This is a genomic window from Burkholderia pyrrocinia (genome assembly GCF_001028665.1).
GTDB lineage: Bacteria > Pseudomonadota > Gammaproteobacteria > Burkholderiales > Burkholderiaceae > Burkholderia > Burkholderia pyrrocinia.
This window is the reverse complement of record NZ_CP011503.1, coordinates 572,866-588,115: the sequence shown is the minus strand read 5'-3', so window position 1 is coordinate 588,115 and position 15,250 is coordinate 572,866. Positions and strand designations below refer to the sequence as shown.

The 15,250-nt window shown below is 67.6% G+C and carries 14 protein-coding genes; 5 read left to right on the top strand and 9 right to left on the bottom strand.

The features are described 5' to 3' along the window. Positions 1-8: 8 nt before the first annotated feature. Positions 9-1,445: a multidrug transporter subunit MdtD gene (mdtD, locus tag ABD05_RS02730; protein ID WP_047898846.1), complete on the bottom strand. Its 1,437-nt coding sequence runs from the start codon at positions 1,443-1,445 to the stop codon at positions 9-11. 217 nt (positions 1,446-1,662) lie between these two features. Here mdtD and ABD05_RS02725 point away from each other — a divergent pair, with 217 nt between their 5' ends. Continuing rightward, complete coding sequence (locus ABD05_RS02725) at positions 1,663-1,986, top strand: DUF2917 domain-containing protein (RefSeq protein ID WP_047898845.1); 324 nt, start codon at positions 1,663-1,665, stop codon at positions 1,984-1,986. Here ABD05_RS02725 and ABD05_RS02720 read toward each other — a convergent pair. Then, positions 1,959-3,191, bottom strand: a complete 1,233-nt coding sequence (locus ABD05_RS02720; protein ID WP_047898844.1) for a citrate/2-methylcitrate synthase — start codon at positions 3,189-3,191, stop codon at positions 1,959-1,961. The genes ABD05_RS02725 and ABD05_RS02720 overlap by 28 nt on opposite strands. 148 nt (positions 3,192-3,339) lie before the next feature. On the opposite strand from ABD05_RS02720, the gene ABD05_RS02715 reads away from it, so the two are divergent. Then, positions 3,340-4,731: a CoA transferase gene (locus tag ABD05_RS02715; RefSeq protein WP_047898843.1), complete on the top strand. Its 1,392-nt coding sequence runs from the start codon at positions 3,340-3,342 to the stop codon at positions 4,729-4,731. Positions 4,732-4,752: 21 nt separating this feature from the next. Here the strand turns inward: ABD05_RS02715 and ABD05_RS02710 are convergent, their stop codons facing one another. Continuing rightward, positions 4,753-5,499, bottom strand: coding sequence for a GntR family transcriptional regulator (locus ABD05_RS02710; protein ID WP_047898842.1), 747 nt, complete (start codon positions 5,497-5,499; stop codon positions 4,753-4,755). 166 nt (positions 5,500-5,665) lie between these two features. Here ABD05_RS02710 and ABD05_RS02705 point away from each other — a divergent pair, with 166 nt between their 5' ends. Together ABD05_RS02705 and ABD05_RS39510 are read left to right on the top strand one after the other, a co-directional pair. Continuing rightward, positions 5,666-6,511: an aldo/keto reductase gene (locus tag ABD05_RS02705; RefSeq protein ID WP_047898841.1), complete on the top strand. Its 846-nt coding sequence runs from the start codon at positions 5,666-5,668 to the stop codon at positions 6,509-6,511. 78 nt (positions 6,512-6,589) lie between these two features. Beyond that, positions 6,590-8,395, top strand: a complete 1,806-nt coding sequence (locus ABD05_RS39510; protein ID WP_053059924.1) for a hypothetical protein — start codon at positions 6,590-6,592, stop codon at positions 8,393-8,395. 49 nt (positions 8,396-8,444) lie between these two features. Here the strand turns inward: ABD05_RS39510 and ABD05_RS02695 are convergent, their stop codons facing one another. From ABD05_RS02695 to ABD05_RS38490, 6 genes are all read right to left on the bottom strand, one after another. Beyond that, a complete protein-coding gene (locus ABD05_RS02695; RefSeq protein WP_047898840.1) occupies positions 8,445-9,455 on the bottom strand; it encodes a HoxN/HupN/NixA family nickel/cobalt transporter in 1,011 nt (336 codons plus the stop codon). A 158-nt stretch (positions 9,456-9,613) separates the two neighbouring features. After that, a complete protein-coding gene (fusA, locus tag ABD05_RS02690; RefSeq protein WP_047898839.1) occupies positions 9,614-11,725 on the bottom strand; it encodes an elongation factor G in 2,112 nt (703 codons plus the stop codon). Positions 11,726-11,943: 218 nt separating this feature from the next. Continuing rightward, positions 11,944-12,444 (bottom strand): DUF192 domain-containing protein, encoded by a 501-nt coding sequence (locus ABD05_RS02685; RefSeq protein WP_047898838.1) that lies wholly within the window; start codon positions 12,442-12,444, stop codon positions 11,944-11,946. Positions 12,445-12,604: 160 nt separating this feature from the next. Next, on the bottom strand, positions 12,605-12,823 hold the full coding sequence (locus tag ABD05_RS35600) for a hypothetical protein (RefSeq protein WP_072444916.1): 219 nt from the start codon (positions 12,821-12,823) through the stop codon (positions 12,605-12,607). Between the two features lie 280 nt (positions 12,824-13,103). Beyond that, positions 13,104-13,682, bottom strand: coding sequence for a pseudouridine synthase (locus ABD05_RS02680; protein ID WP_047898837.1), 579 nt, complete (start codon positions 13,680-13,682; stop codon positions 13,104-13,106). Between the two features lie 64 nt (positions 13,683-13,746). Then, a complete protein-coding gene (locus tag ABD05_RS38490; protein WP_034178830.1) occupies positions 13,747-13,959 on the bottom strand; it encodes a hypothetical protein in 213 nt (70 codons plus the stop codon). Here ABD05_RS38490 and icd point away from each other — a divergent pair. After that, a complete protein-coding gene (icd, locus tag ABD05_RS02670) occupies positions 13,958-15,214 on the top strand; it encodes an NADP-dependent isocitrate dehydrogenase (protein WP_034178829.1) in 1,257 nt (418 codons plus the stop codon). The two genes, ABD05_RS38490 and icd, sit on opposite strands and share 2 nt — an antisense overlap. The last annotated feature ends 36 nt before the right edge of the window (positions 15,215-15,250 follow it).

Genomic DNA, 15,250 nt, shown 5'->3' with positions numbered 1-15,250 from the left:
GCCGCGCGTCACGCGCGCTCGGATGGGTCGGTCTTGCGCGCAGTGCTGCGGATCTCGGGTGCGAGCTGCGCGAAGATCCATGCGGACGCGGCCGTGATGATCCCGACGCAGATGAACGTCGCATGGAACGCGGGCAGCGTGTTGCTCGGCGTGACGGTGCGCAGCATGCCGGTGAACGTCGCGAGCAACGCGCCGGCGACCGTGACGCCGAGGCTCATCGACAGCATCTGCACGAGCGAGAACAGGCTGTTGCCGCTGCTCGCTCCGCCGGTGCCGAGATCCTTCAGCGTCAGCGTGTTCATCGCGGTGAACTGCATCGAGTTGAAGCCGCCGAACAGCGCGAGGTGCACGACCTTCACCCAGACGGGCACCGTGTCGCGCATCAGCGCGAAGCTCGCCATCATCACGCCGACCATGATCGTGTTCGCGAGCAGCACCTTGCGATAGCCGTGCCGCGTGATCAGGCGCGTGATGATCCGCTTCGAGAACATCCCGGCCGCCGCGACCGGCAGCATCATCAGCCCGGCCTCGAACGCCGAGTAGCCGAGGCTCACCTGCAGCAGCAGCGGGATCAGGTACGGCATCGCGCCGCTGCCGATCCGCGCGAACAGGTTGCCGAGCAGCCCGACGCTGAACGTGTGGATCCTGAACAGTTCGAGCGAGAAGATCGGCTGCGGCGCGCGCACCGCATATAGCCCGTACGCGACGAAGCACGCGAGGCTCAGGATCAGCAGCACGAGCACGGCGGCGTGCTGCATGCCGAGATCGGCGAGCCCGTCGAGCGACAGCGAAATCGCGACCATGCCGATCGTCAGCAGCAGATAGCCCTTCATGTCGAAGCGGCCGACGGCCGGGTTGCGCGAATCGGGCATCGAATAGAAGGTCGCGATGCAGCCCGCGACGCCGACCGGCACGTTGATCAGGAAGATCCAGTGCCACGACGCGATCTTCACGAGCCAGCCGCCGAGCGTCGGCCCGATCAGCGGGCCGATCAGGCCGGGAATCGCGACGAACGACAGCGCGGACAGGTAGCGTTCGGCCGGAAAGGTGCGCAGCACCGCGAGCCGCCCGACCGGCAGCAGCATCGCGCCGCCGACCCCCTGCACGACGCGGAACGCGACGAGCTGCGTCAGCGTATGCGCGTTCGCGCACAGCAGCGAACCGAGCGAGAACACCAGGATCGCGCTGAAGAACACGCGCCGCGTGCCGAACGTATCGGCGAGCCAGCCCGACACGGGGATCATCACCGCCATCGTCAGCGAATACGCGATCACGACCGACTGCATCCGCAGCGGCGATTCGCCGAGGCTCGCGGCCATCGACGGCAGCGCCGTGTTGACGATCGTCGCATCGAGCGTCTGCATGAAGAAGCCCGTCGCAACGAGCCAGAGCATCACGGTGAGGTTCTTTTCGCCGGGAGCGGCGGCGGGCGGGCGTTGGAACATGAAGGCGGGCGGTGGCGCGGGACAGCCGACATTGTAGGGAAAGCCGCCGCACGGTGCAGGTTCGGTGCAGGCGCAATGCGAAGCCCGGCCGGCGAATGTCCGTCCCCGTCGGCTGACCAGTACAGTTCAGCCAAAAGTGTCTGTCGCCGTATCTGTCCGTGTGCTGCCACTGTCAGAAATACTGGAGCCATCGAACCCGTGCGACCAGGAGGCTGCCATGCGCGAACTGCGACTTTACGTGATGGACGGTGACGAGCCGGCCGGACGGTGGCGGATCGTCGATCGCACCGTGCTCGAGGTGGCCGAAGGCGACGTCTGGGTGACCGTCGAGGGCCGGCCCGAAGACCACTGGCTCGGCGCCGGCGATTCGCTGACGTTGATGCCCGGCATGCGCGTGTGGGTCAGCGCGGGGCCGCACGGCGCGACCTTCGCGTTCGGTCCGCTCGCGGTGCCGGCCGTACGCGCCGCGCATGCGTGGTGGCGGCCGCTCGTCGCATGGCGCGACGGCCGCCGTCACACAGCCGCGTCGCTGCCGACGTAGCGCGCCCGGGGCCGGATCAGCTTGCCGTCCGCGTATTGTTCGAGCGCGTGCGCGATCCAGCCGGCCGTGCGGCCGGCCGCGAACAGCGTGAACGCCGCGCCGTCCGGCAGCGCGAGCGTGCGCTCCAGCGCCGCGAGCGCGAAATCGATCGCCGGCCGCAGGCCCGTTGCCGCTTCGACGCGCGCGGCGAGCGCGCGCGCCATGTGCAGCGCCGGGCGGTCGGGCGCGGCCGCGTGCAGTGCGTCGAGCAGCGCCAGCGCGCGCGGGTCGCCGTCGGGATAGAGCGGGTGCGCGAAGCCGGAAAGGGCCGTGCGGCCGCCGTCCGCGCGTTCGTCGTGCGCCAGCCGCAGCGCGAGGAAGCGATCGAGGTCGGCGGCGCGGGCCGCTTCGTCGAGCAGCGTGCCCGCGCGGAACGTCTCGCCGCCGTGGCGCGGCCCGGACAGCGCCGCGAGCCCGCCCGCGATCGCGCCGAACAGGTGAGTGCCGGTCGACGCGATGCAGCGCACCGCAAAGGTCGACGGATTCAGTTCGTGATCGGCGCACAGCACGAGCGCGCGGCGCAGCAGGTCGGCTTCGTCACGCCGTCGCACGCGCCACGCGGCCGCAAGCTGCCGGTGCACGGGCGCATCGCCCGGCGCGATGCCGGCGAGCGCGGCCGTCGCGACGCGCAGCAGCAGCGTGGCCGCATCGAGCTGCGCGTCGCGCCCCTGCGCCCACAGGCGCGGCAGCGACGCGGCCGCGGCGGGCAGCAGCACCAGCGTGCGTTCGAGCGGCGCGAGATGCGCCCAGCGGCGTGCCCAGTCGTCCCACTGAGCGGCGTCGAAACCGGTCGACGCGAGCGACGCGGCGGCAAGCCGCGCGGGCGGACAGTCCCAGAGCCTCGCGGCCGTCTGCTCCAGCGTCGCCTCGTCGGCAAGCGCGATCGCATCGGCGCCACGGTAGCGCAGGCGGCCATCGGCGATCTGCGTGATCCGCGATTCCAGCACGGGCACGCCCCAGTCGAGCGACCGCTCGGCGACGCCGCCCGCGCGTTTCGCGTCGGCGCGGCGGCGCGCGAGCAGGCGCACCTCGTCCGCGTCGTAGCGGCGGCGCTTGGTTGCGCCATCGGGCAGCGAGCGCAACAGCCCGCGACTCACATACGCATAGAGCGTGCTCACGCTGACGCCGAGGGTGCCGGCGGCTTCCTGCGCGCTGAGGGATGTCATGCCGGTCGCTCCTGTCGGGGCGCATGAAGCGCGGCCCCGCTACAACTATTCGTTATGTATTGATTCGTGCAATCAAGATTGATCGCGCCTGTCGCGAATTCTAGACTCGATTCCATCTCCCCTCCGACGCCGAGGCGCTCACTTCACCATGACACCCGAACTCGCATTGACGCATCTGTGGCAACTCGCACACGGCGACCGCGGCGCGCTGGCCCGCGCGACCGTGACGGGGCAGGACCCGACGCTGCCGTCGACGTTCCATGTCGGCACGCTCGCCGCGGCAACGATCGCGGCCGCCGGGCTCGCGGCGGCCGAATGCCACCGGCTTCGCACGGGCGTCGCGCAATCCGTCGACGTGTCGGTGCGCGACGCGCTCGTCGCGTTCCGCAGCGAACGCTACCTGCGCGTGGACGACGGTCCGCCGCCGGAGTTGCGTCATCCGGTGACGGGCTTCTACGAGACGCGCGACGGGCGCTGGATCCAGCTGCACGCGAACTTCCCGCATCACCTGCACGGGATCCTCGACGTGCTCGGTTGCGGCGCGCAGCCGGCCGACGTCGCCGCGGCGATCCGCACGTGGGACGGCGCGGCACTCGACACCGCGCTGGCCGAGGCTGGACTGTGTGCGGCATTGATCAGAACACCTGATGAATGGGCGGCGCACGAGCAGGCGCATGCGATTGCGTCGCTGCCGCTGTTCGAGATCGAGCGGATCGGCGACGCGCCGGTCGAGCCGATCGGCCGCGGCGAGGCCGGCCAGCCGCTCGCGGGCGTGCGCGTGCTCGATCTCACGCGCATCATCGCGGGGCCGGTCGTGGGCCGCACGCTGGCGTCGCACGGTGCGCAGACGCTGCTCGTCAACGGCCCGCACCTGCCGAACATCGCGCCGCTCGTGATCGACAACGGGCGCGGCAAGCGTTCGACATGGATCGACCTGCGCGACGACGCAGGCGTCGATACGCTGCACGCGCTCGCATGCGACGCGGATGTGTTCCTGCAGTCGTACCGGCCCGGCGCACTTGCGGCGCGCGGTTTCGCGCCGCAGGCGCTGGCGGAACTGCGGCCCGGCATCGTCTGCGTGTCGGTGTCCGCATACGGGCATGCGGGGCCGTGGGCGAAACGGCGCGGCTTCGACAGTCTCGTGCAGTCGGCGAGCGGGATCGCATGGCAGGAGCAGCAGGCCGCGCACGCGGACGAGCCACGCCATCTGCCGTGCCAGGCGCTCGATCATGCGACGGGTTATCTCGCGGCGTTCGGCGCGATGATCGCGCTCGCGCGGCGGGCGCGCGAAGGGGGAAGCTGGCACGTGCGGCTGTCGCTCGCGCAGACGGGGCGCTGGCTGCAGTCGTTCGGCGCCGTGCCGGACGGCCTGCAGGCGCCCGATCTCGCGGCTGCCGACGTGCGCGACCGGATCGACCGCGTCGCGTCGCCGTTCGGCACGATCGACGCCGTGCGGCCGGCCGAGCGGTTGTCGGCGACGCCGCCGTCGTTCGCGCGGCCGCCTGTGCCGCTCGGCACCGACGATGCGCGCTGGTTGTGAGCGCCGGCGGCGCGGCTTGCGTTACTTGCGCAGCTCGACGACGAAGTCGTAATAGTCGTTGCGGCAGTAGGTATCGGTCAGCTCGATCGCGCGCTGGTCCGACGTATAGCCGATTCGCGTGATCAGCAGCAGCGCGTCGTGCGGCGCGATGCCCATCTGCTCGGCGATCTCGTCGGTCGCGTTGACTGCGCGGAAATGCTGCAGCGCGCGCACGATCGGCGTGCCGCGCGCTTCGAGATAGCTGTACAGCGAACCGCCGATCGCCTGCGGATCGGGAATCAGCGTCGCGGGGAACGTCGAGTTCTCGACGGCCATCACGATGCCGTCGGCGAGGCGCAGGCGCTTCAGGCGCGTGACCGACGCGGCCGGCGACAGCCCGAGCTGGATCACCTCGTCGCGGTTCGCGGGCTGGATCTCGCGTGCGATCCATTGCGAGCTCGGCTTGAAGCCGCGGCGCTCGAGCATTTCGCTGAAGCTCGACAGCCGCGACAGCGGATCCTCGTAGCGCGGCTGGATGAAGTTGCCCGCGCCCTGCGTGCGGCGGATCAAACCCTGCTCGACGAGCAGCGCGATTGCCTTGCGCGCGGTGATGCGCGACACGCCGAGCGCATCGGACAGCACGCGCTCGGACGGCAGCGCCTCGCCGGCCGTCCAGCGATTGTCGTGGATTGCGTCGCCGAGCTTGCGGGCGAGTTGCAGGTAGAGCGGCGTGTCGTTGTCGGGGTCGGGGCGCAGGTCCTGCCAGCGGTCGTCCGTGGGTGACTTCATGGAATGGGTATCGATCAGGTTGCGGCCATTCTAAGTCATCATGCGGCGCCGTTATAGCCGGTTTTTGCCGTGCAATAGGCCGGTGTCGCGCCGATTGACTACACTGATGCGTCGTATTCCATGCTTCGGCCGCGGTGCGCGGCCACGAATCCGCAACGAGGAGCGCATGACAGACACGATCGCCACGGTCGTCCTGCCGGACGGCGAGACGATTCCGAAGCTTGGCCAGGGCACCTGGGAAATGGGCGAGCGGCCGGCCCGCCGCGCGGACGAGATCGCCGCGCTGCGCGAAGGCGTCGAACTCGGGATGACGCTGGTCGACACGGCCGAGATGTACGGCGAAGGCGCGACCGAGTCGCTCGTCGGCGAGGCGCTTACCGGCCTGCGCGACGACGTGTTCCTGGTCAGCAAGGTCTACCCGCATCATGCGAGCCGGCGCGGCGTCGTCGCCGCGTGCGATGCGAGCCTCAAGCGCCTGTGTACCGATCGGCTCGACCTGTACCTGCTGCACTGGCGCGGCTCGGTGCCGCTCGAGGAGACGGTCGAGGGCTTCGAGGCGTTGCGACGTGCGGGCAAGATCCGTCACTGGGGCGTGAGCAACTTCGATACGGCCGACATGGCCGAACTCGTCGACGAGGCGGGCGGCGGTGCGTGCGCGACCAACCAGATCCTCTACAACATCGCGCGGCGCGGCCCGGAATTCGACCTGCTGCCGTGGCTCGCCGAACACCGGATGCCGGCGATGGCGTACAGCCCGGTCGATCACGGGCGGCTGCCGAAGCGCTCGCCGCTCGACGAGGTTGCACGGCAGCGCGGCGTGTCGGTGATGCGCGTCGCGCTGGCATGGGTGCTCGCGCAGCCGGGTGTATTCGCGATCCCGAAGGCGTCGCGGATCGAACATGTGCGCGACAACCGTGCCGCGCTCGATTTCGTGTTGAGCGATGACGAGCGCGCGCAGCTTGACGCGTACTTCCGTGCGCCGCGCAGCAAGCGCGCGCTCGAGATGCTCTGACTGTACCCGGCCGGGCCACGCTTCCGGTCAGTGGTTGCCTCCGGACGATCCGCCGTTGCCGTTGCCAGTGCCGTTGCCGTGACCACCGCCATCGCCGTCGCCGTGGCCACCACCATGGCCGTGGCCATTGCCGTCACCGTTGCCGTGGCCGCTACCACCATTGCCGTGACCACCGCCATCGCCGTCGCCGTGGCCACCACCATGGCCGTGGCCATTGCCGTCACCGTTGCCGTGGCCGCTACCACCATTGCCGTGACCACCGCCATCACCGTCACCGTGGCCACCACCATTGCCGTGACCACCGCCATCACCGTCGCCGTGGCCACCACCATTGCCGTGGCCATTGCCGTCACCGTTGCCGTGGCCGCTACCACCATTGCCGTGACCACCGCCATCGCCGTCACCGTGGCCACCACCATTGCCGTGGCCATTGCCGTCACCGTTGCCGTGGCCGCCACCACCATTGCCGTGACCACCGCCATCACCGTCGCCGTGGCCACCACCATTGCCGTGGCCATTGCCGTCACCGTTGCCGTGGCCGCTACCACCATTGCCGTGACCACCGCCATCGCCGTCACCGTGGCCACCACCATTGCCGTGGCCATTGCCGTCACCGTTGCCGTGGCCGCCACCACCATTGCCGTGACCACCGCCATCGCCGTCACCGTGGCCACCACCATTGCCGTGGCCATTGCCGTCACCGTTGCCGTGGCCACCACCACCATTGCCGTGACCACCGCCATCGCCGTCACCGTGGCCACCACCATTGCCGTGACCACCGCCATCACCGTTGCCGTGGCCACCACCACCATTGCCGTGACCACCGCCATCGCCGTCACCGTGGCCACCACCATTGCCGTGACCACCGCCATCACCGTCGCCATGGCCGCCACCGTCACCATGTCCGCCATGGCCTCCGCCACCCGAGGTACCGCCACCCGAGGTACCGCCACCCGAGGTACCGCCACCCGAGGTACCGCCACCCGAGGTACCGCCACCCGAGGTACCGCCACCCGAGGTACCGCCACCCGAGGTACCGCCACCCGAAGTACCGCCACCCGAGGTACCGCCACCCGAGGTACCGCCACCCGAGGTACCGCCACCCGAAGTACCGCCACCCGAAGTGCCACCACCCGAAGTGCCACCACCGGAGCCACCGTTGCCGGACGAATTACCTCCTCGGCCCGTGCCGCTCGTACCGCCGGATGTTGCGCCTGTCGCTCCGCCGACACCAGCAGGTCCCACTGCACCGTTCCCGTTATTTCCGCCGCTGCCGCTGCCGCTGCCGCTGCCGCTGCCGCTGCCGCTGCCGCTGCCGCTGCCGCTGCCGCTCCCGCTCCCGCTCCCGCTCCCGCTCCCGCTCCCAGCGTTGCCGCCACTGCCGCTCGCGCCGGCACCTTTACCGCCAATTCCACCGCCGGCAAAGTCGTGCACCGCGCACGCAGCCGGATTGGCTGCGCAGGACGAAGCGTCCTCGACCAGCGTCATGACGGTGTCCGCGTTGGCAATCGCGTCGGGCGGGGCATCAGGTGTTGCGTTCTGTGCGACTGCATACGAGCAGCAGCACGCAAACGCGGCCGCGGCCATCAAGGTCGCGCGATAGCACCGTCCCGCCGCGCGGAACGGTTGTTTTGTCTTAAGCATCATGGCCTCCCCATGCGCGCGATGCCTCGTCGCCGCGCGACTATCTACGAGTGGTGCAGGGGGCCAGCAAAGATTCGTTATCCTATCGGCGGCCGATTGCCTTCGGGCCGGCGCTTGAAGCCAGCCGCGAACGCGGATCGGCACGCGGGCCCGCCGTGCGAAGCCCTATCAGCGAGATTCGTGCCACCGGCCGCTTACGCCCGCGGCGCAAGGCGCGCGTATGCATGCGACGGCGCATGAAGCGTCGTCGCGGGCGTTTTGTTTCCGAAATGAAACGTCTGAGCGATGCTCAGCGCGCCGGCGCGTCGGCCGCGCGCTGCCAGCGGTGGAACAGGATCGAGGCGATCCAGCAGACGAGGAACAGCGCGACGATGCCGTAGCCGATCGAGCCGAAGCGTTCGCCGAGCGCATCGAGCGCGTCGCGCACGGGGCCCGTCAGCGACAGCTTGTCGGCGAGCAGGCCGGCCGCCTCGATCCCGCCGATCGCAAGCGCGACGGCCGCCGACACGAATGTGATGCTCGCGTTGTAGAGCAGCTTGCGCTGCGGATCGTCCATCGCCCAGCCGTACGCATGAATCATCAGCACGTTGTCGGTCGAGTCGATCAGCGTCATGCCGGCGGTGAACAAGGCGGGAAACAGCATGACCGTATAGACCGGCAACCCCTGGCTCGCCTGTGCGGCGGCAATCGCGAGCAGGCCGATTTCGGTTGCAGTATCGAAACCTAGCCCGAACAGCACGCCGACCGGATACATGTGCCAGCTCTTCGACACGAACCGGAACAGCGGGCGCAGCAGCCGCGACACGAGTCCGGCCGGGCGGTGCACATGCGCGGCGCCGTGAGCGTGCTCCGGGGTGCCGCGATAGCGACGCCACACGTCGCGCAGGATCATCAGGTTCACGCACGCGAGCACGAGCAGGAAGGTCGCCGACACCGCCGTGCCGATCGTGCCGCCGATCTCGCGGAACGCATCGAACCGGTCGCGCAGCGCGAACGCGGTCAGCGCGATGCCGAGCGTCGCGGCGATCACGATCGTCGAATGGCCGAGCGAGAAGAACAGCCCGACGCTCACCGGACGCTGGCCGTCCTGCATCAGCTTGCGCGTTGCGACGTCGATCGCCGCGATGTGATCGGCGTCGACCGCATGACGCAGCCCGAGCCCGTACGCGATCGCCGCGGTGCCGAGCAGCAGCGGATGGTCGCGCAGCACCGCGAGCGCCCACAGCCAGACGGCGACGTTCGCGGCGATCAGGCCGGCGTAGAGGGTCAGCAGGCGGCGCAGGGCAGGGGTGGGCGGCATCGGGACGGTTCCATCTGACGAATCGCGATGCATTGTGGCATGCGAAAAAAGCGCGTGGCGTGCCGATCAAAAAGCCGCGAGCGGTCCGCACCGGACGAAAAAAAGCCCGTCCGGAACCGGACGGGCCTGTCATGCGGCGGGGCGCAAGCGCCCGGGGCTTACTTGGTCTTCGCGCTGATCACGCCTTCCGATACGTTGGCCGGCGTTTCCGCGTAGTGCTTGAACTCCATCGAGTACGTCGCGCGGCCCTGCGTGGCCGAACGCAGCGACGTCGAATAGCCGAACATCTCCGCGAGCGGCACTTCGGCGCGCACGAGCTTGCCGCCGCCACCTGCGATGTCCTCCATCCCCTGCACGATGCCGCGCCGGCTCGACAGGTCGCCCATCACGTTGCCCATGAAGTCCTCGGGCGTCTCGACCTCGACGGCCATCATCGGCTCGAGCAGCACCGGCTTCGCGCGGCGCATCGCTTCCTTGAACGCCATCGAGCCGGCCATCCGGAACGCGTTTTCGTTCGAGTCGACGTCGTGGTACGAGCCGAACGTCAGGTGCACCTTCACGTCGACGACCGGGTAGCCCGCGAGCACGCCGCTCTTCAGCGTTTCGGTGATGCCCTTGTCGACGGCCGGGATGAATTCGCGCGGAATCACGCCGCCCTTGATCTCGTCGAGGAACTCGTAGCCCTTGCCCGGGTTCGGCTCGAGCGTGATCACCGCGTGGCCGTACTGGCCGCGGCCGCCCGACTGCTTGACGAACTTGCCCTCGACATCGGACGCCGTCGTGCGCACCGTCTCGCGATATGCGACCTGCGGCTTGCCGACGGTCGCTTCGACGCCGAACTCGCGCTTCATCCGGTCAACCAGGATTTCGAGGTGCAGCTCGCCCATCCCCGAAATGATCGTCTGGCCGGACTCCTCGTCGGTCTGCACGCGGAACGACGGGTCTTCCTGTGCAAGGCGGTTCAGCGCGAGGCCCATCTTTTCCTGGTCGGCCTTCGTCTTCGGCTCGACGGCCTGCGAGATCACCGGCTCCGGGAATTCCATCTTCTCGAGGATGATCGGCTTGGTCGGATCGCACAGCGTGTCGCCGGTGGTCGCTTCCTTCAGGCCGACGGCCGCCGCGATGTCGCCCGCGCGCACTTCCTTGATTTCCTTGCGCTCGTTCGCGTGCATCTGCAGGATCCGGCCGAGCCGTTCCTTCTTGTCCTTCGTCGCGTTGAGCACCGTATCGCCGGATTCGACGACACCCGAATACACGCGGAAGAAGATCAACTGGCCGACGAACGGGTCGGTCATGATCTTGAACGCGAGCGCCGAGAACGGCTCGTCGTCGCTCGGATGGCGTTCCGCCGGTTTTTCCGGATCGGCGAAGTCGTGGCCGAGGATCGCCGGCACGTCGACCGGCGACGGCAGGTAGTCGATCACCGCGTCGAGCATCGCCTGCACGCCCTTGTTCTTGAACGCGCTGCCGCACAGCATCGGCACGATCTCGTTCGCGATCGTGCGCTTGCGCAGCGCGGCCTTGATCTCGTCCTCGGTCAGCGATTCATGGTCGTGCAGATACTTCTCGAGCAGTTCCTCGCTCGCTTCCGCCGCGGCCTCGACCATCTTCTCGCGCCATTCGTGCGCAAGCTCGACGAGATTCGCGGGGATCTCCTCGTACGAGAACTTCACGCCCTGGCTTTCGTCGTCCCAGACGATCGCCTTCATCTTGACGAGATCGACGACGCCCTGGAAATGATCTTCCGCGCCGACCGGAATCTGGATCGGCACGGCGACGCCCTTCAGGCGCTCGCCGATCTGCCGCTGCACGCGGAAGAAGTCGGCGCCGACGCGGTCCATCTTGTTGACGAACGCGATGCGCGGCACCTTGTACTTGTTCGCCTGGCGCCAGACGGTTTCGGACTGCGGCTGCACGCCGCCGACCGAGTCGTAAACCATGCACGCGCCGTCGAGCACGCGCATCGAGCGTTCGACCTCGATCGTGAAGTCGACGTGGCCCGGGGTATCGATGATGTTGATCCGGTGTTCCGGATAGTTGCCGGCCATGCCTTTCCAGAAGGCCGTGGTCGCCGCCGACGTGATCGTGATGCCGCGTTCCTGCTCCTGCTCCATCCAGTCCATCGTGGCCGCGCCGTCGTGCACTTCACCGATCTTGTGGCTCACGCCGGTGTAAAACAGGATGCGCTCGGTCGTCGTGGTCTTGCCGGCATCGATGTGAGCGCTGATCCCGATATTGCGATAGCGCTCGATGGGGGTTTTGCGGGGCACGTGAACCTCCTGGTGGTTCGGATCGTAAGCGGGCAGGCTGGGCCGGCCCGGGTTTGGAACAAGCGAGACTTAAAGCATAGCGCTTGCGCGTGGCTTTTGCAGATGCGGCCGGCACCGGCGGAATCAAGCCGGGCGGCGGCGCCGGCTGACGAAAAAAAAGCCGGCGCGCACGGGCGGCCGGCTTCGGTCGGGGCGCGGCGCGAGGCCGCGGATCGCCGTTACTGGGCCTTCGGCAGGCCGTCGAGCTTCATGCCGGGCTTGATGCCCTTCGCCGCGAACCAGCCCTTGCTCATTTCGAGCGCATAGACGCCGTTGTTGCGCGGGCAGTGGTTGTCGGTCGTCTCCGCCTTCATCTCGTCGATGTCGGTGATCGTGCCGTCCGCACGGATGAATGCGATCGACAACGGGATCAGCGTGTTCTTCATCCAGAAGCAGTGCACGGCATTCTCGTTGAAGACGAACAGCATGCCTTCGTTCGGCGCGAGCTGCGAACGGTACATCAGCCCCTGTTCGCGGTCGGCGTCGTTCGCGGCGACGGCCGCGTCGATCACGTACATGCCGGCGCGCAGCTTCACGTGCGGGAACTCGCTCGGCTGCTTGGCGCCGGGCGGCATCTGCGCGCTGGCGGCCTGCATGCCGAGGGCGAGGACGGCGAGCGCGGCGGGAAACACGGCGGCGCGCGCAAGGCGGCCGAGCGACGAGCGCAGGGAGAATTGCACAGCAAGGCTCCTATCTGGAAAACGAGACCCGCATGGTACGCGATGCGCGCCGGCGGGCACAAAAAAGAAAAAGGCAGATCGCCTTGCGGTGATCTGCCTTTCAACGCCGTAAGAACGGCAAGACTGCGTGTTCTTGACTGCGTTATTACAACCCGCTTGCTTAGTTCGAAGCAGCTGCCGGGGCTTCGGCTTCGCTTGCAGCCTTCTTCGCAGCGTGGTGCTTCTTAGCTGCGTGGTGCTTCTTGTGCGTTGCCTTCTTAGCCGGTGCCGAAGCAGCTTCTGCCGGAGCAGCAGCAGCCGGAGCGGCCGGAGCCGAAGCTTGTGCGAAAGCAGCCGTTGCGAAGAGGCCAGCGACCAGAGCGGCGATCAGTTTGTTCATGTTGTGTTCCTCAGCTTTAGTTAATTAACCAAATGACCCGGCATAGGAGTCATGACGTCTAACGGTGCCATCCACCTTTCGGTTGACAGACGCTTCGAGAAATTTCTCATTGCGCTGCGGGCGCCGAATCGTATTCGAAGAAAACGTCGCTTTCGTGACGCAAACACGGGTTCGGCTGCCAATGCCGGATAGCTCAGGGTGGCATCTGCGTGATTTAACGCGCGATCTTCGCAGGCGGTTGACGAAAAAGATGACGAAAAATTCGCGTGTCCGGAATCCGTCATCCGGCGGGCGCGAAACCGTCCCACGGCGCGCGTGGCGGCAGCGCAATTGTTTCGCCTGGCGCAATGCCGAGTGCGAATATATCCAGCGAACCGATGCCGACGCGCACCAGACGCAACGTCGGGAAGCCGACGGCCGCCGTCATCCGGCGCACCTGCCGATTCTTGCCTTCGGTGATCGCGAGCTCGATCCACGTGGTCGGGATCGCGGCGCGGTAGCGGATCGGCGGGTTGCGCGGCCACAGCGCGTCGGGCGGCTCGATGAACTCGGCGCGGCACGGGCGCGTCACGTAGTCGCCCAGATCGACGCCGCGCGCGAGCGCCTTCAGGTCGGCCGGGCCCGGCGCGCCCTCGACTTGCGCCCAGTAGCGCTTGACGAGCTTGTGGCGCGGCTCCGCGATGCGTGCCTGCAGCGCGCCGTCGTCGGTGAGCAGCAGCAGGCCCTCGCTGTCGGCGTCGAGCCGGCCGGCCGCATAGACGCCGGGCGTTTTTACCCAGTCGCCGAGCGATGGCCGCGTCTCGTGCGCGGAAAACTGGCAAATCGTGCCGAACGGCTTGTTGAGGGCGATCAGGTTCATGGCAGGGCGCCCGCCCGCGCGCCGCGGGAAGCGGGGTGGGCGGTCTATGGCAAATGGCGGAATCTTAATGCATAATACGGAACGGCAAGTCCTCTGTCTTATATAAGACATAAGTGAGGTCTTGATACGCAGTGCCGCGCTTCATGCCGAAGTGCCCGGTTGGGGCGCTAGAATAGCGGCTCGCTGTTGCCGTCACGGGGTGGCCATGCCGCGCCCCCGCCGCGCGCGCAGCTTCGACCAGCATCACCTGCTCAGCCACGTCACTGGAGTCGATCATGCCGTATCAGCACATCAAGGTTCCGGAAGGCGGTGACAAGATCACCGTCAACAAGGACTTCTCGCTCAACGTTTCCGATCAGCCGATCATTCCCTATATCGAAGGCGACGGTACGGGCTTCGATATCACGCCGGTCATGATCAAGGTCGTCGACGCGGCGGTCGCGCATGCCTACAAGGGCAAGCGCAAGATCCACTGGATGGAGATTTTCGCGGGCGAGAAGGCGACGAAGGTGTACGGTCCGGACGTATGGCTCCCGGACGAAACGCTGCAGGTGCTGAAGGAATACGTGGTGTCGATCAAGGGGCCGCTCACGACCCCGGTCGGCGGCGGCATCCGTTCGCTGAACGTCGCGCTGCGCCAGGAACTCGACCTGTACGTGTGCCTGCGCCCGGTCCAGTACTTCAAGGGCGTGCCGTCGCCGGTGCGCGAGCCGCAGAAGATCGACATGGTGATCTTCCGCGAGAACTCGGAAGACATCTACGCGGGCATCGAATGGGCCGCGGGCTCCGAGCAGGCGAAGAAGGTGATCAAGTTCCTGCAGGACGAGATGGGCGTGAAGAAGATCCGCTTCCCGGAAACCTCGGGGATCGGCGTCAAGCCCGTGTCGACCGAAGGCACCGAGCGTCTCGTGCGCAAGGCGATCCAGTATGCGATCGACAACGATCGCAAGTCGGTCACGCTGGTGCACAAGGGCAACATCATGAAGTTCACGGAAGGCCTGTTCCGTGACGCCGGCTACGCGCTGGCCCAGAAGGAATTCGGCGGCGAGCTGATCGACGGCGGCCCGTGGATGCGCGTGAAGAACCCGAAGACGGGCAACGAGATCGTGATCAAGGATTCGATCGCCGACGCGTTCCTGCAGCAGATCCTGCTGCGCCCGGCCGAATACGACGTGATCGCGACGCTGAACCTGAACGGCGACTACATCTCCGACGCGCTGGCCGCGCAGGTCGGCGGCATCGGGATCGCGCCCGGCGCGAACCTGTCGGATTCGGTCGCGATGTTCGAGGCGACGCACGGCACCGCGCCGAAGTACGCGGGCAAGGATTACGTGAACCCCGGTTCCGAGATCCTGTCGGCGGAAATGATGCTGCGCCACCTCGGCTGGACGGAAGCGGCCGACACGATCATCGCGTCGATGGAGAAGTCGATCCTGCAGAAGCGCGTCACGTACGACTTCGCGCGCCTGATGGAAGGCGCGACGCAGGTGTCGTGCTCGGGCTTCGGCGAAGTGCTGATCGAGAACATGTAAGTCCCCTTGCGGGGTGGGCCGGAGCGTTTCCGGCCG